This is a genomic window from Kordiimonas sp., assembly GCF_965216265.1.
Classification (GTDB): domain Bacteria; phylum Pseudomonadota; class Alphaproteobacteria; order Sphingomonadales; family Kordiimonadaceae; genus Kordiimonas.
Genome location: NZ_OZ244153.1, coordinates 1,987,014 through 2,002,221 on the forward strand (window position 1 = coordinate 1,987,014; position 15,208 = coordinate 2,002,221).

14 protein-coding genes are annotated in these 15,208 nt (G+C 54.8%); 10 read left to right on the top strand and 4 right to left on the bottom strand.

All coding sequences use genetic code 11. The features are described 5' to 3' along the window. Nucleotides 1-94: 94 nt before the first annotated feature. The 3 genes from ACOOGA_RS09080 (at nucleotide 95) to ACOOGA_RS09090 (ending at nucleotide 5,549) form a co-directional block, all read left to right on the top strand. On the top strand, nucleotides 95-2,575 hold the full coding sequence (locus ACOOGA_RS09080) for an ABC transporter permease (protein WP_417462705.1): 2,481 nt from the start codon (nucleotides 95-97) through the stop codon (nucleotides 2,573-2,575). Between the two features lie 180 nt (nucleotides 2,576-2,755). Further along, nucleotides 2,756-4,231, top strand: a complete 1,476-nt coding sequence (locus ACOOGA_RS09085; RefSeq protein WP_417462704.1) for a serine hydrolase domain-containing protein — start codon at nucleotides 2,756-2,758, stop codon at nucleotides 4,229-4,231. Between the two features lie 298 nt (nucleotides 4,232-4,529). Further along, nucleotides 4,530-5,549 (top strand): glycosyltransferase family 4 protein, encoded by a 1,020-nt coding sequence (locus tag ACOOGA_RS09090; RefSeq protein ID WP_417462703.1) that lies wholly within the window; start codon nucleotides 4,530-4,532, stop codon nucleotides 5,547-5,549. A gap of 41 nt (nucleotides 5,550-5,590) precedes the next feature. Here ACOOGA_RS09090 and ACOOGA_RS09095 read toward each other — a convergent pair whose 3' ends face one another. The 3 genes from ACOOGA_RS09095 to ACOOGA_RS09105 all read right to left on the bottom strand — a co-directional run bounded on the left by ACOOGA_RS09095 (nucleotide 5,591) and on the right by ACOOGA_RS09105 (nucleotide 7,601). Then, on the bottom strand, nucleotides 5,591-5,959 hold the full coding sequence (locus ACOOGA_RS09095) for a DUF1294 domain-containing protein (protein ID WP_420430577.1): 369 nt from the start codon (nucleotides 5,957-5,959) through the stop codon (nucleotides 5,591-5,593). Between the two features lie 5 nt (nucleotides 5,960-5,964). Next, a complete protein-coding gene (locus ACOOGA_RS09100; protein WP_417462701.1) occupies nucleotides 5,965-6,474 on the bottom strand; it encodes a nuclear transport factor 2 family protein in 510 nt (169 codons plus the stop codon). Between the two features lie 80 nt (nucleotides 6,475-6,554). After that, complete coding sequence (locus tag ACOOGA_RS09105) at nucleotides 6,555-7,601, bottom strand: glycosyltransferase (protein WP_420430579.1); 1,047 nt, start codon at nucleotides 7,599-7,601, stop codon at nucleotides 6,555-6,557. Between the two features lie 57 nt (nucleotides 7,602-7,658). On the opposite strand from ACOOGA_RS09105, the gene ACOOGA_RS09110 reads away from it, so the two are divergent. The 3 genes from ACOOGA_RS09110 (at nucleotide 7,659) to ACOOGA_RS09120 (ending at nucleotide 10,715) form a co-directional block, all read left to right on the top strand. Further along, a complete protein-coding gene (locus ACOOGA_RS09110; protein WP_420430581.1) occupies nucleotides 7,659-9,308 on the top strand; it encodes an LCCL domain-containing protein in 1,650 nt (549 codons plus the stop codon). A 252-nt stretch (nucleotides 9,309-9,560) separates the two neighbouring features. After that, on the top strand, nucleotides 9,561-10,268 hold the full coding sequence (locus ACOOGA_RS09115) for an AAA family ATPase (protein ID WP_417462698.1): 708 nt from the start codon (nucleotides 9,561-9,563) through the stop codon (nucleotides 10,266-10,268). A 36-nt stretch (nucleotides 10,269-10,304) separates the two neighbouring features. Further along, nucleotides 10,305-10,715, top strand: coding sequence for a hypothetical protein (locus tag ACOOGA_RS09120; protein ID WP_417462697.1), 411 nt, complete (start codon nucleotides 10,305-10,307; stop codon nucleotides 10,713-10,715). A gap of 23 nt (nucleotides 10,716-10,738) precedes the next feature. Here ACOOGA_RS09120 and ACOOGA_RS09125 read toward each other — a convergent pair whose 3' ends face one another. Next, complete coding sequence (locus ACOOGA_RS09125; RefSeq protein ID WP_417462696.1) at nucleotides 10,739-11,791, bottom strand: tetratricopeptide repeat protein; 1,053 nt, start codon at nucleotides 11,789-11,791, stop codon at nucleotides 10,739-10,741. 149 nt (nucleotides 11,792-11,940) lie between these two features. Here ACOOGA_RS09125 and ACOOGA_RS09130 point away from each other — a divergent pair, with 149 nt between their 5' ends. The 4 genes from ACOOGA_RS09130 (at nucleotide 11,941) to ACOOGA_RS09145 (ending at nucleotide 15,181) form a co-directional block, all read left to right on the top strand. Next, nucleotides 11,941-13,335, top strand: coding sequence for a tetratricopeptide repeat protein (locus ACOOGA_RS09130; protein WP_417462695.1), 1,395 nt, complete (start codon nucleotides 11,941-11,943; stop codon nucleotides 13,333-13,335). Nucleotides 13,336-13,498: 163 nt separating this feature from the next. Next, complete coding sequence (locus ACOOGA_RS09135; protein WP_417462694.1) at nucleotides 13,499-13,906, top strand: Hsp20 family protein; 408 nt, start codon at nucleotides 13,499-13,501, stop codon at nucleotides 13,904-13,906. Between the two features lie 7 nt (nucleotides 13,907-13,913). Continuing rightward, a complete protein-coding gene (locus ACOOGA_RS09140; protein WP_417462693.1) occupies nucleotides 13,914-14,333 on the top strand; it encodes a secondary thiamine-phosphate synthase enzyme YjbQ in 420 nt (139 codons plus the stop codon). A 116-nt stretch (nucleotides 14,334-14,449) separates the two neighbouring features. Next, nucleotides 14,450-15,181, top strand: a complete 732-nt coding sequence (locus ACOOGA_RS09145) for a sulfite exporter TauE/SafE family protein (RefSeq protein ID WP_417462692.1) — start codon at nucleotides 14,450-14,452, stop codon at nucleotides 15,179-15,181. Nucleotides 15,182-15,208: the final 27 nt, after the last annotated feature.

Below are 15,208 nucleotides of genomic sequence, written 5' to 3' on the forward strand. Positions count from 1 at the left end.
GCCGCCCCGGACCTGGTTATCAGGGCCGGCGGCGCGCACCCCGCTCACAAGCCCTGTAGTGTACCGGCACAAAACCCATCGGGAAGGGTAGTAAATGTTCAGGAACTACTTGAAAATCGCGATCAGAAACCTGATCCGCAACAAACTATACTGCGCAATAAACACCATTGGCCTCGCTACTGGTTTTGCCGCATGCATCCTTATCATGCTCTATGTGCGGCATGAACTTTCCTACGACAAATTTTGGGACAAGGCAGAGCGGATCGGCCGGATAAACACGACGGTTCTGCTGCCCGGCCGCGCGCCTTATGAAGCTGCCTCTGCGTCCACTCCAATGAAGGAGATCCTGGAAACCTATTTCCCCGAAAGAATAGTCCGGGCCACCCGTTTCATCCCGGTTCATCCTGTCATCATCCGCGATGGCGAGGCCTTCGCAGAGGACATCCACCTGACAGACCCTGAAACAGCACAGATATTTGATATGTCTGTGCTTCAAGGCGACCTGCAGGCAACGCTGAACGACAAGGCCAGCCTTGCGATCAGCGAAACAATGGCGGAAAAGTATTTCGGAACCGCCGACCCGGTCGGGCAAGTGCTGCGCATCAAATTGTCAGAAATCGACAGGGACTACCGTGTCGGAGCAGTTTTCAAGAACCTACCGGACAATACATCGCTCGCCATCAACGGCCTCGCGAAATTCGACCTGACTGATTTCCCTCAAACCCGAGACCTCTACGACACATGGGGAAACCTTGGCGAACATCAAGTATATGTTGAGACGACCAGCCCAAATGATTTTAAAACCATCAGCACCCGCCTGCCGGACCTGGTCAACACCCATGTGGTCGGGCTTGATTCGCTGAAATCGGGGCCTGATGCCAAGGTCTCAGATTTTTATATTCAGACCATACAGCCCATTACCGATATCCACCTGAACCCCGTCGGCATCGGCGAGATGAAACCTGCGGGTGATATGGATGCCGTACAGATACTTGTGGGTATTGCCTTTGCAGTCCTGCTCATTGCCTGCATCAATTTCATCAACCTTGTAACCGCCAAATCGACCCAGCGGGCTCGCGAGGTTGTGCTTCGGAAGGTGCTCGGCGCAAACCGGTCACAACTGGTTACCCAGTTTGCGGGTGAGACGATTTTGCTGGCTTGCCTCGGCCTGCTGTTCGGCCTCCTGTTCGTGGAAGTTTCCCTGCCCAGCTTCAACCGCTTACTGAACCTTGACCTCGCCCTTGCTTACAGCGACAGCACAACACTTGTGTTGATCGCGGGGCTGCTACTCGTGGCCGGTTTGATCGCCGGGGTATACCCTGCGCTCGTTGTCTCTGGTTTCAAGCCCGCGCAGCTACTGCGGGCCAACAGGTCAACCGAGGGAAGCGGTTCGCGCTTGCTACGCAATGCACTTGTGGTCCTTCAGTTCACCATATCCACGGCGCTTATCGTCGCAACAGCCACTGTTTACATGCAAACCTGGTTTGCCACGAACAAGGACCCGGGATACAGCAAGGACAACGTGCTGGTGCTCAACAACACAGGGAACGAGAAGATCGCCGGCAGCCGGGAAGCGTTCAAGGAGGCTATCCTGAAAGTGCCGGGAGTTCACGCCGCCGGGTATACCGACTATAGCCCGATTGACATCCATGAAAGGCTGAGCCCGTTCCAGCTCGTCGGTGCCAAATCCGACCAGACGGTACTGATCAGCACCCAGTCGGTTGATCATGACTATCTCGATACCTACAAGATTCCCTTGCTGGCAGGCCGGTTCTACAGCCGGGACTTCACCTCCGACGGCATGCCAGCGGAAGGAGTTGTTGGGTCCGTCGTCATGAACAAGACAGGTGCGCACAAGCTGGGGTTCACAGCACCGCAAGAGGCTATCGGCCAGCGTGTTACCACTGTAACAGCCGTGAATGCGGAAGGACCGGTGTACGGGGAGCTGGAGATTGTCGGCATCACACCCGATTTTTACTTCCAGTCACCCAAGAGGGCCATCAGGGCCGAGGTCTATTTGCTAGCCCCCACGCGCTACAACACGCTCGCCGTAAAATATGACGGCGAGGCACAGGCAGTTGTCTCCCGGCTGGAAACCATCTGGAAATCCTTCAGTCGGGAAGTGCCGTTCCAGTATGAATTTGTCGAGGATACGATCACGGCGGAGTTCGAACGGGAAAGCACAATATCAAAGGTGCTGGCAACCTTCTCCTCCATCACCGTGATCATCGCCTGCCTTGGTTTATATGGCCTTGCAGCCTTCACGGCGGAGCGACGCACAAGGGAGATCGGCATTCGCAAGGTGATGGGCGCCCGTGTGCTCGATATTGTGCGCCTTCTAGTCTGGCAGTTCTCCAAACCGGTCCTGATAGCCAACCTGATGGCATGGCCCCTTGTTGTCTGGGTCATGTCTCGCTGGCTGGAAACCTTTCCCTATCGGATTGAGACCTGGTTCATATGGCTTTTCTGCCTTGGGGCTGGTGCTCTCTCGCTGGCAATTGCTTGGGCAACAGTGTGTGTACAATCCACGAAGGTGGCCCGCACCAATCCGATCAAGGCGTTACGCTATGAATGATGTTGGCCGTTTGCCGGAACTATGTGTCTCATCAAACGCCTGTTTTATTGGCCCGCCATTGGAAGGCCTTGTTTCCGCCGAGAAACCTATGTGGCACATTCGGCTACGCCAACGTAAATTTTCTCGGGATCAGCATATATGCTGCGTTCACTTAATTTCTGCTCAAAGGGAAGCCTATCCATGAAAAAAATCGTCTGTCTGGCTCTTGCCATTGCCACCACACCCCTCAATGCACATGCAGCCGATCTGCCCGAAGATTTTGATGCCACTGTCACAACAGCAATGAAAAAATGGCACGCTCCGGGCCTTGGGCTCGCCATCGTCAAGGACGGTGAAATCCTGCTTAGTCGCGGCTACGGCATCAAATCGACCCTTACAAACGATCCAGTGGATGAACACACTCTTTTTCAGGCAGGGTCGACAACCAAGGCTTTTGCTTCCATGGGGCTTGCCATGCTGGTGGATGAAGGGAAAGTTAAGTGGGACGACCCCGTGATCAAACATGTTCCCGAACTGGACCTGCATGAAGATTATGTGGAAAAGAATATGACCATCCGCGATGTGCTGAGCCACCGAAGTGGGGTCTCCCAGCTCAGCAATATCAACGTGTTCCTCAGCGAAAGTCTGCCCGAAGCTTGGAAAATGCTACCAAACAACCCGCAGCAAACCAGCTTTCGCCATACGTGGGACTATAACAACACCATCTTTGCACTCTCCGGCCTGGTAATTGAAAAAGTTTCCGGCAAACCATTTCATGAATTTGTCAAAGAGCGCATCCTCGACCCGCTTGGCATGACTGAAACGCTGTTGCTGGACGCTAATGTAAAAGCGCGCAAAAACCGTGCGGAAGCACACCGATATATCGACGGGAAATTCTACCCGATTGAATACCCTTATATTGAATACAGTCAGTCTGCCGGCATGATCAATTCAACACCCTCAGATATGGCAAAATGGGTACGCTTCCTCGCGAACGGCGGTACTGTCGGCGACAATCGGCTGGTATCCGAAGCTGCAATGGGCGAGATGTTTGCGCCGCAAATGTTGATGGACCCCAGCACAATCTATCCTGCTGCAGCGACACTTGATCATTCCTACTTCTCGTATGGCCTTGCATGGTTTGCATACGACTATAAGGGCGAAAAAATTGTTATGCACACCGGCAGTATCGATGGCATGTCTGCTATCAATGCCATCATTCCCGGCAAAAATGCCGGCGTGTATACCTTCATCAATGCGGACCATATCGAGTACCGCCACGCTCTGATGTATACGGTGCTGGACATCCTCCTCGACAATCCCGCTGAAGACTGGTCCGAAAAACTTTATGCCGTTTATCACAGCAAGGATAAGCAGCAGGAGAAAGCATGCTCCGCATTCTCTGATGTGGCAATCGCAGAGCTTCCCGGCGATTATACCCTACCCGGCCTCTTCCCCCTGCAGATTGCAAAAGCGGATAATGGCTTTATGGCTACCCTTGGGGTCAATACATCAAAGATCAGTATAACCAGTGAGGGGTGCCTGAACGTTCACGATTCTGAAAATCCTGAACTGCCAAGCTCGAATTACCTTCAGCCTGTTCTGGATGGCGACGGAGCCTTGACGCAGGTGAAGTTCATTGGGATGCCTTTTACAAAAAAGGCATCAGCTGAATAATAAAATCCGCGCTGCTTACAGCACCATAACTGTATGCTTGCGAGGTTGATCAAAACCGTGTCCCTGGCACCAACTTCATCCGCAATGGGCCCAATGAGACCCAAAGCGGACATATCACAAGAGCTCGGGAAATATTTCCCAGGCCCTTTTTCTTTAGCACCCAGTAAAGAAGCACCCCCTCACGTTGAGGTTTCGGCTGCTTCGCGGCCATAATAGCTACTCATCCTCACAACGAGACTAGAGGTTCTGAAAAACATCCCTATAATGCCGGTATTTTCTAATCAGGACTTTTTATGTGATGTATGAGCTTATTCTACTGCTTGGGGTAGTTGCTGCGTTTGTGGCTGGTACAAAAGCGCAAGCCATTGGCGTGAGCCTGAAGCTGCTGGATGACCCAAAAGCTGAGGCGCATAAAGCGCATGTCAGTGCGGTTCCTCAAGTCGGCTCAGTGCTGCTGTTCGCAAGTTTGCTCGCAATTGCTATCGCTGCAGCCCTCTTTGGCCGTGGGCTGGTCTTTATACCTATCGTCCTGTGCGCGTCACTTGTCGGTGCGCTTGGTATCATTGACGACCGGCTTAAACTTTCCTGGGTCTCCCGATTTGTGGCGCTGTGGCTCATCATTGCCGTCTTGCTGGTCCTGTCGCCTGAGCTTCTCATTACCTCCCTGCATTGGTCCTGGGGGCAAACAAGTGATCTGGGGCTTGTGGGCGGTTCCGCTTTCACCGCACTTTGCCTTGTCGGCCTCGTTATCGCGCTTAACATGATGGACGGCTTCAATGGTGGCATCCTGTCTCAAGGAATCGTGTGGTCACTGACCTTCGCCTATCTCGCTACCGGCCCGGCTACGACAGTTCTCCTCACTGTAACCGCAACGCTGTTTGTGATCCTTTATTTCAACCTGCCCAGCAAGCTGTTCATGGGCGATGGCGGCGCATACGCGCTTGGCCTCTTCATGGGCGCTTCGGCCATCATGATGTATAGCGCTGACACGAACGCCACGGTTTATGCCGATACCATCGTGGTATGGCTTGCCCTGCCAGTGTTTGATTGTTTGAGGGTCATCTTCAGGCGGAAGCTTCGCGGCGAAAGCCCGTTCCTGCCGCAACGTGACCACTTGCATCATCTGTTGATGAAATCTGTTCACCGCCACGCAGGGCTGGTTTTCAGCTTCCTGTACACGGCGATATCCAGTCTCGCGGCAATACTCAAGCCCGAGGCCAGCTATATCATCGTGCTTGTTCAATTGCTCACGCTCGCCGTAGTTGTGGCAGTGACCTCCAGCAAACCAAAAGCTGTACCCCCAAGCCCGGCGGAGTAGACCCGCCGGTCTTGTGCGCCCACAAGTGTTCGTGAATTCAATCAAAGAACCTTTTGAAGCCACCGCGCTCCAAAGGGTGATAGAAGCCACAAAAGCACCCCCATATTCACAACAACCGTGGCCCAGAACTGACGCCTGAAGGATAGTTTGCGCGTCTTGTGCCGGAACCCCTGCTGCGCGACAATGGCCCCGGGCCAGCCGCCCAAAAGGCCAAGCAGGAGCAATGTGCTCTCGCTCACCCGCCAAGAGCGACTTTCAGCCGCGAACTTGTCATACCCATAGGTAAGAAGGGTGATGAAACTGACCCCGCAGTACAGCATGGCAATATTGATCAGCAGGCTATCGTAAAACTCAACCATTTTGCTACGCTCCTCGATGGGGGTACAGGCACCACCTGACCCGTCCGACACATATCTTATGGGGTACTGTCGTCCGGCGAGTGATGATCATAGCTCAGCACACGTTTGAGCGTCCATTTCTCACTGTCGAGCACCCATACATGGGTAAACCGTGCACTTGAGGTGTGACGAAGCGGCTTGTCTTCTTCGCGTAGGAAAAACTCATGCACACCTTCCTGAATAGCGCCATAGAGCACACCGGCTCCAGTACGAAGCGGGTAAACCTTCAGGCTACCGGGCACCAGTTTCCGGATAGGTTTTACCGCCGGATTGCCGCAAATGTTCTGCTCGACGGTGGCCATGAAATTCGCCTTTGAGTTCTCAAAACCACCCGTGTCGTGATAAAATTCAAAATCCTCGGGGATAAGCTCAATCAGTTTTGAGTGATCACACTGATTGAAGCTTCGATCAAAAATCGCGTCATCAAGGGACTTCAAGGTCTTATAGAGATCGCTGTCTTCAGCTACCTGGGCTTGAGCAGCATGGGGGAGCGCAGCCAACAGGCACGCAAAAATTGCGGTTTTCATGATATTTCCTCGCTGTGTTTGTTTTTTATGCGAGTATGATACCATAGGCCTGCCGGATAGAAAATGACCCTCAAAGCCAGTTATTTAGCCCCTGTACCATCCACCAAAGTGCGAATGGCGGATACACATTTCCTGAGTTCATAACGGTCCAGCACCAGAGCCCGCGCGGCCTCTTGCACGCTGGTATGGGCCGTGGGTGATCCGACAATCTCAGTAATGCGCTGCGCGACAGCTTCAACATCACCTTCCGGAACCAGATAACCGGTTTCACCGTCTGTGATCACCTCCCTGACGGGCGCGTTATCAGACGCCAGCACCGGCAGCCCGACGCTCATGGCATTCAATAGCGACCAGGAAAGCACAAAGGGTTGGCTCAAGTATACATGCAGCCAGGAGACTTGCAGCAACTTCACAAACTCTACTTCCTTCACAACCCCAAGGAAGTGCGTGCGGGCCGGATCATAGTCCACCTTCGCCTCCGCCCAGGCCTTGAGCCCAACACCTTTCGCACCGGGGTCATAGCAGATGCGGTCAGCAGCTGCGATCAGCACTTCAAGCGCAGGGTCTGCCTTCTGCGCCAGCGCTATCGCTTTCATGAAGGCCGGAAACCCGCGGGTATGCTCCATACCGCGCGCGGCATAGGTGACCACCTTGTCCTTGCGGGTGAAAGTGCGGCCAGCAAATTCAAACCGGGCATCAGGGTCGGGCTGGTACAGTTCTGTATCAATACCGTCATGCAGCACGTTGATGCCAGGCTGCCACAAGGCAGGAAACTGCGCGCGCTGGGTATAGGTGGGCGAAAGCGCTGCGTCCGCGAGCGCAAACTCCTGCGTCAACGCCATATTCAGCAGGTGGGCCTTGTTGTGACGGGCGATCTCAACCTGCTCAAGGCCTTCTTTTGAATTGGTCGGCACATACCATTCCAGGTAGGTAACAAAACGCGCGTTGGGGAACAGGTCGCGGATGAAATATCCGGCCCCGCGCCCCGCATGGCTGACAATCACATCGGGCCGAAAGCCTGAAGCCCACAGGGGCCTGAGCGCTTTGTAACAGGCAAGACCCAGCGTAACGGCTTTTTTGCCGGGATCCGCCTTCGCGGCATCAACACCAGTGGGCAGGTCATACATTACCTGACGAAAAGGCAGTTTAGACGACGTGCTCAAGCGGCTAGCGCCGACAATGGTATGGCCCTCTCCGAGCAGTTCTTTCAGCAGATGCTTGAACTGGCCTGGCAAGGCGTCATGTATGAAAAGATAGTTCAAATCCGGTCCCCTGATCCTCACATCTTTTCAATAGCGCGAAAATTCCGCCGCTGCCAGCACAACCATGCCACAAGAAATTGCTCAGTCTTGCCATCAGATTATCTGGTGTTATCGTATAGATTATCGAGGCATGGAAACCTGCTATGCCTCCAGGTTGAAAGGGTGGAAATCGGGCCACATGTTAATTTTGGTTCATCGTGTGGCCAACGTTGTTTGATGATCTATGAAGCAAAGATGGGGGAAATCATGAACCATTGGGTAAAACACACTAGAACTTTCGCCAGTGCCTTGTTGGTCCTTGCGCTGGTCGCCTGTTCGGGCGGCAATGACCAACCAGGCGAAGAAGATATTAGAAACGCAATTGCCTTCAGCTTGCCCGGTGGACTGGAAGTGGCTGATGTCGAGATTCTCGTAACAGAAAATGCCGGTTCCGAAGTTGAGCCCCTGATCAGGAACCGGGCCAATGTCACGTTGGAGTTTTCTGATGATTTTGTCTCGGTTGTGGAGCGCTATGGCGACAAAGCCATCCTGAGCAAATTATACACCAAAGGTCAGGAGTTGAATGGCACCGCAATCACATCGGCCCGCCTTCAGGGAAACAGCTGGTCTGTCAACATTGACCGCTTCGACATCACCCGCGTGAAGGGAACAGCACTCGGGCAATTCGCCCAGGGCACCTATGCATTCGAAAACACGGAAGATGCAGCGATTTTCAAAAAATCGTATGAAGACAAACTCGCAAACCAAGAAGCCGAACGCCAGGCCGCCATCGCCGCAGCGGAGAAGGAACAAGCCGACCGGATTGCTGCTTTCCGTAGCCAAATCGCTGGAACCTGGGCCGCAAAAACACCCATGATGCGAAACGGCGGCATCTATATGGGTCGCGATAAAAAGACTGCTGGGGTCGAGATTACCTTTCCGGACGGCGACGAGGCTGCAGGTATCGCTCCCTTTACCTTGTACGTGACCGATAATCCGAACGACAAACTGACCGTAGACGCAGGGTTTACCATAGCTGAGGACGGCCAGTCTGTGAGAGTGCGCGCCCGCAGCAACAAGCACAAAACACTCAATATGTATTTGAATGAAACGTGGGTCATGGATGCGGACGGCCAACTACAGGCTGGTAATTCGCGCGACCGCTGGCAGGTACAGCTTGAAAAGGACGGCGCAGCCGTTGCGGAAAAAAGAGCTTTGGCCGAGAATTTGCAAAAACGCGACAAGGCAATTGAGGCGCTCGTTATCAAACACCAGGCAGGTCTGGCGCCAAGCCGGTTCCGCGATATGCGCATGAAGCGAAACACCTACACCCCGATGTTTGTGGAGGCCGTGCCCGATGCAAATCAAAAAATATTCGGCGACCAGACCTACGACGGCGATAGTAATATCGCGCTTGCGGCCATTCATAGTGGTGTCCTCGAACGGGGCGAAGCCGGGGTCGTGAAAGTGACATACCTCTATTCACAAGACCGGCAGGAAACTCTCGGTACTGTTAAAAACGGTGTCACGTCAGGTCAATACAGATCCTGGCATCACTACACGATCGAACTGATCGAAAAACTTGCCGACTAAACAATATTGGGACCGACACACCAACATTTGTGTCGGTCCTCCCTGCCAGTTATTGGTTTTCTCTTCTTTCATGCGTGACCGGAACCAGCACAGGCTCCTTGGGCTAAATAGATGCAATTGCACTAAATTTTAACCAATATTATCAGCCATTTAGAGAAAAATACGCGCTAATCCTTAAGCCTGGATTCACATCTCTCTGCCAAAATAAGTCACAGGATCACACTCCGATCAGGCAAATTTTGGAGATGAACGATGCGGATTATCGCCGTTACGTCACAAAAGGGCGGTTCAGGCAAAACCACCCTTTCCGGCCATCTGGCCGTTGCAGCAGAACGCGCGGGCGCCGGGCCCGTCGCCCTTGTTGACACAGACCCCCAGGGCAGCCTTTCCGACTGGTGGAATGAGCGCGAAGCCGAAACCCCCGCTTTCGCCCGCGTGAACATAGGTGCCCTTGCGCATGACCTGCAAATACTTCGGGACCGCGGTATCAAGCTCGTGTTTATCGACACACCACCTGCCATCACCCGGTCCATCCGGGCAGTTATCCAGAAAGCAGACCTTGTAATCATCCCGACACGGCCGAGCCCCCATGACCTGCGCGCAGCTGGCGCCACGGTGGATCTGGTCGAACGCGCGGAAAAACCGCTTATTTTTGTGGTGAACGGCGCGACAGCACGCGCACGGCTGACGGGTGAGGCTGCGATTGCGCTTTCTCAGCACGGCACAGTGGCTCCAACCATCATCCACAACCGGCAGGATTTTGCCGCCAGCATGATCGATGGCCGCACGGTGATGGAAGCCGCAAGCGGCGGCCGTTCGGCGGAAGAGATTGAGGCTCTATGGGCTTATGTAGACGACAGGGTGAAACGCCTGCCTGTGAAGGCCACCTTCAAGGCAACGCCCATTCATCGCGGTGCTTTTGGCACCCGGGACGTGCCCGGCGTACAACACGCAGGCTGAAGCTCACGCGACCGAAAGGATGAAAGGAAGTAAAGTATGACAATGGCATCCTTAAGTGCATCGCTGCTCGCTCGTAAGGGAGACGCGCGCCCGGCCAACCGGGTCAAGGAAATGTTTGTACCCCGGAGCGCGCCACAGCCCCGTTCAACCGAGGCCCGTACGCCAGAGACCCATACGCCGTCGCTCCCTGTTCGGGCAACAAGCGAAAAGCCGGTACAGCTTCGTGAACACGGGACCAGCCCCGCACCTCAAACCAGTGTAGCAGCCCGAAAACAGAAATCCTTGCGGCTTGATCTGGTCACCGACCGTGCGCTGCGCATGCTTGCCGCACGGGACGGTGTGACGCAGCAGTCATTGATGGAAGCGGCGGTGAAAACACTGATTAATGAAAAATCTGATGAGGCGGGTTGCGTCTGCGGTCAGAACGGAGCGGTCGTTAGATCCTAACACCTGAGGCGGTAAGGTCGCCTCTATTCCTCCACCGGGGGTTTGGCAAAACAGTCATGCCCGGCACGCTTCAGCGCCACACAGTGCTTGACCGCGCGCTGCATGCTTTCCACCGGGCCAAACACCAGCCGAAACATGCCAGGGCGATTGGCATTTTCAACCACTTCGGAAAACAGGTCCTGCACATCGGTTTTCTCGTTCGCCATAATACGAGCCTGCACCCTCTCAATCTCCTCACGGCTCATGGCGAAACCCACTTCCAGGTGCCAGACCGTATTCCAGTCTTCGGGTTTGACCTTGTCACCTTTCGATTCTTCATAGCTTTTTATGATCGCGCTGGCGTCATCTGTCACCAGTTCAAGCGCGAGCGGCTTGTTATCAAACCCTTTGGTGCGCATGGTGGCGGCGTAAGCGAGGGCCGTTTCCCGCGCCTCATCGCTAAGCTGGGACTGCATCTCAGGCTCGGCCGTAACGGCAGGTGCATACTCAAGCTGGCTCGCGCGCCACACGAGGCCATAAGCGCGCACAGGATCAGGCAGGATCCCGTTTTCCCCGTTCCAGTAAACCATGCCAAGCAGGTACATGGCTTCAGGTTCACCCTCTAACGCATACTGCTGCCATATCTCTATGGCCTCATTCACGTCACCCTCGCCATTGCCTTCAAAAAATAAAAGGTTAGCCAGACTAAGTGATGCGCGGGTGTGGCCAAGCCGTGCCGCAAACCGGTAATACATCAAGGCAACCGGCTCAGTTGCCTCTTTGCCCGCGCCCAAACGGTTTATTTCAGCGAGATGGAAAAATGCGTTGGCGTTTCCAAGCTCGCCAAGCCTGCGCAGCATTTCCGTTCCGGTCTCAGGTTGTCCTTCGCGGATCAACTCAAGGGCGTCTTCCACTTCATCTTCCAGCATGGTCCTGCTGTTGGCATCCGTGCTGGACGTTTGCGGTGTATCTGCCTCATCCGCATCCTGGGAAAATGCAGGAATAACAGGCATTACAAGCATGCACAGGGCAACTACAGCGCCGCAACAGCGCCGCACCGCGTGATCCCATCTCAGTCCCAGAAAAGGCCACTGCATGCCTATGTCCTTAATTTTAGACAACTTATTAGAAAATACCCTTAAAAGCCCACGGGTCAATTAAAGCTTCTTTCATCTGTCTTCGATATGGTCATTTCTGAATTTAGGCAATTCTATCAGGCAAACCAACGCTGAAAAGCGAGACTAACATGACAAGTAGAAACACCGTCAGGCACTTAATGGTCTGCACCATGCTTTGCAGTGGTGCCCTTGCAAGCGCTGCGTGCTCGCAATCCGGCGCGGGCATATATGCTTCCAACCCGGCCCCGCAAGCAGCAAATGGCGCGCCCCAATCGGGCGGGCTTCTCGCGATCGCAACCGAACTGGCGGCCAAGGGTGACCATGAAGCCGCCATCCCGCTTTACCGCCATGTGGCCACCACCACCCGGGCACCAGCCGCCGTCACCGCACTTGCGGTAAGCCTGAGCGCGCTCGGCAATCACGCAGAAGCGGAAGAAATTCTCGAGACGCTCGCGGCTCGGCAGGAGCTGGACGGCAACGGCTGGTACCAGCTTGGCAAAACCCGCATTGCGCTTGGTAAATTTGATGCTGCCCTTGCAGCACTGGATCAGGCCGCACCTCTCATGCCCGGCAACAGCAAGCTTGCGTCCGCGCGCGGTATTACGCTCGCGGCCCTTGGTCGCACCAAAGAAGCGCTTGGTGCTTTCCGCAACACGGTCGACCCGGCGGGCCTGTCCAACATGGCACTTGTGTTTGCCATGACCGACCAGCCGGAAGCTGCGGTAAACATCCTTGAGCCGCTCGCCAAAAGCGGTGCCGCCGGTGTGCAGGCGCGGCAAAATCTGGCGCTTGCCTACCTGCTGGCTGGCCGTGACGAGGACGCCTTCAAGATGGCACGCCTTGATCTCGACCCCGCCAGCGTGAACGAGACCTTCACCTTCTATCGCTCCCTCTCAAGTCTGCCAACAGACCGGCGCATGCAAGCCCTTGTGGCGGGTGTGGTAGACCCCTCATGGACCCGCGAGGAAGCGGGCAACCTCATGATGGCGGACAGCCAGCCATCCCGCGAAGCCGCCAAACGCATTGCGGCTGGCCCTGTGATCGCCAAACCTGTGATCGCCAAAAAAGAGCCTGAGAAACCCGCCACTATGGCCGAAGCCCCAAAGCCTGAACCTGCGCCAAAAGCCGATGTGGCCAATTATGAACTCACCGAAATCCCGCCGCTTGTGGAGCCCACAGGCTGGGCGCTACAAATTGGGGCTTACCGAAATGTGAAAGCATTGATGCGCGGCTGGACCATCTTGTTTCGGGCAAACGCAGACCTTTTAGCTGAAATCCCGCCCCGGCGCTCTGAGGTGGATTTTGGCAATCGCGACGGCAAACCAAAAGGTTTCTATTACCGCCTGAACGCGGGGCCCCTTAAAACGCTGGCCGAGGCGCGCACGCTTTGCAAGGAGCTGAAAGCGCGCGGAACAGATTGCTGGATCAGACCGCCGGAGAAGAGCGAAGGCACCTTGCCGGACGCAAAACCAGAGTCTGAGAGCAAATCTGGTGTCACAACAGCGAGTCTGAGCGCAGAATAATTCCCGAATTTCGTCAATAAGAAGCGTTTTGACCTTGAAGAAAGCGCATCTCATGCCCAAAATCTAAAAACAGGCACGCGGCCATTTGGTGCGGCCTTTTTTTGGCGTTTGCGCGGCTCATAAGAGGGCGTGACCGCTGTTTCGCTTCCCGAAGGAGACACCCATGTCACGCATGTCCATTTTCAACAGCCCGTTTCTCCTTGGTTTTGACCAGCTTGAGGACGTGCTCGACAAAGTCTCAAAAAACGCGGGCGAGGGTTATCCTCCCTATAATATCGAGCATATCAGCGACCATATGATTCGCATCACCCTGGCGGTTGCCGGATTCGACCGTGAAGGGCTTGATGTCGCCCTTGAAGGCAACCAGCTTATCATTCGCGGCAAACAGGTTGAGGACGACGGCGACCGCGCCTATCTGCACCGCGGCATCGCCGCACGGCAGTTTGTGCGCAAATTTGTGTTGGCGGACGGCATGGAAGTGGCCGACGCCCATATGGAAAACGGCCTCTTGAACATCGACCTCGAGCGCCCGCAAACGCAGGAACTGGTCCGCTCGGTCCCGATCCGATAGGGCTGGGATGCGCCAGGCAACTGTAAGGCTGACAGTCGATACCCATGGGGAAGGGCTTTATGAGTTCACCCGTCAGCTTAAAAGCTGGGTGCAGGATACTGGTATCCATGAGGGCTTGCTGACGGTCTTTATCCGCCACACAAGCGCGTCGCTTACAGTGCAGGAAAATGCAGACCCGAACGTACAGGTCGATCTGCGTGATGCCTTCGACCGCATTGCCCCCAAAACACCCGGCCTTTATATCCATGACGACGAAGGGCCAGATGATATGCCCGCCCATATCAAATCGGCGCTGACAGATGTTTCCTTGTCCATCCCCGTCACGGATGGTGCGCCGGCCTTCGGCACATGGCAGGGCATTTATGTGTTTGAACACCGCACGGCACCGCACCGGCGCACGGTGGTTTGCCACCTGATGGGGGAATAGCACCAGGGAAATCTATACCCACTCCCACGCCATTTTTATCCCATATTGACCAATATCAAATCCAAGCCAAACCATTTGCTTTATGAACCTAGGCATAGTCGGCGCAGAGGTTCGTTTTGGAATATTTTGTTACACATTGCCAGATCCTGCTTGAGGAACATGGCGGGTTGCTTTTCACCCTGTTTTTAGGCGGGTTGATGGGAAGTGCCACGCACTGCGTTGGCATGTGCGGGCCTTTTGTTGTGGCACAAACCGCCCATTTGCCGACGGGCGGCACCATGATGCAACGCGCGCGCGGCTTTGCGCTTATACCTTATCATCTGGGACGAATGACCACGTATGTGGCCCTCGGCGTGATGGCCGCCAGCCTCTCAGGTCTTGTGTTCTCGGTGCCCATACAGCGCAGCATCGCCTTTGTGCTTCTGAGCCTTGCCGGGCTTCTCTTTCTCCTGAGTGCTGTACCCAGCCTGAAAGCCAAGGCGGTGATGCCTTTCTGGCACAAGGGTGTCGCGCGTTTTGGGCACAAGGTGGGGCGTATTGCCAAGCCGTTTTTCAAGGGCGCCACGCCGCTTTATCGTTATGCCCTTGGCATCACACTCGGGTTTTTGCCCTGCGGCCTTCTGGCTGCTGCCTTAATGGCGGTTGCAGCCACTGCAAGCCCGCTATCAGCTGCTGCCGGTATGGCGGCTTTTTGTGTGGGCACCATGCCCGCGCTTTTCCTTTCCGGCATCGGTGGGCGTTTTGCGCTTCGCCGGTTGCCTATTCAATTTGAGACGCTCGCACAGGGCGTGATGGTTTTTAACGGGCTCAGCCTCTTCGCCATCGCTGGGGGCATGATGTTACCATGAAATATGCCAAAAAAAATGTAGGTGCAG

Bases quoted from the DNA above. Each gene is read 5' to 3' on its own strand.
- ACOOGA_RS09080 (WP_417462705.1), top strand. From the start codon at position 95: ATGTTCAGGAACTACTTGAAAATCGCGATCAGAAACCTGATCCGCAAC.
- ACOOGA_RS09085 (WP_417462704.1), top strand. From the start codon at position 2,756: ATGAAAAAAATCGTCTGTCTGGCTCTTGCCATTGCCACCACACCCCTC.
- ACOOGA_RS09090 (WP_417462703.1), top strand. From the start codon at position 4,530: ATGTATGAGCTTATTCTACTGCTTGGGGTAGTTGCTGCGTTTGTGGCT.
- ACOOGA_RS09100 (WP_417462701.1), bottom strand. From the start codon at position 6,474: ATGAAAACCGCAATTTTTGCGTGCCTGTTGGCTGCGCTCCCCCATGCT.
- ACOOGA_RS09105 (WP_420430579.1), bottom strand. From the start codon at position 7,601: ATGTATGACCTGCCCACTGGTGTTGATGCCGCGAAGGCGGATCCCGGC.
- ACOOGA_RS09110 (WP_420430581.1), top strand. From the start codon at position 7,659: ATGGCCCTCTCCGAGCAGTTCTTTCAGCAGATGCTTGAACTGGCCTGG.
- ACOOGA_RS09115 (WP_417462698.1), top strand. From the start codon at position 9,561: ATGCGGATTATCGCCGTTACGTCACAAAAGGGCGGTTCAGGCAAAACC.
- ACOOGA_RS09120 (WP_417462697.1), top strand. From the start codon at position 10,305: ATGACAATGGCATCCTTAAGTGCATCGCTGCTCGCTCGTAAGGGAGAC.
- ACOOGA_RS09125 (WP_417462696.1), bottom strand. From the start codon at position 11,791: ATGCAGTGGCCTTTTCTGGGACTGAGATGGGATCACGCGGTGCGGCGC.
- ACOOGA_RS09130 (WP_417462695.1), top strand. From the start codon at position 11,941: ATGACAAGTAGAAACACCGTCAGGCACTTAATGGTCTGCACCATGCTT.
- ACOOGA_RS09135 (WP_417462694.1), top strand. From the start codon at position 13,499: ATGTCACGCATGTCCATTTTCAACAGCCCGTTTCTCCTTGGTTTTGAC.
- ACOOGA_RS09140 (WP_417462693.1), top strand. From the start codon at position 13,914: ATGCGCCAGGCAACTGTAAGGCTGACAGTCGATACCCATGGGGAAGGG.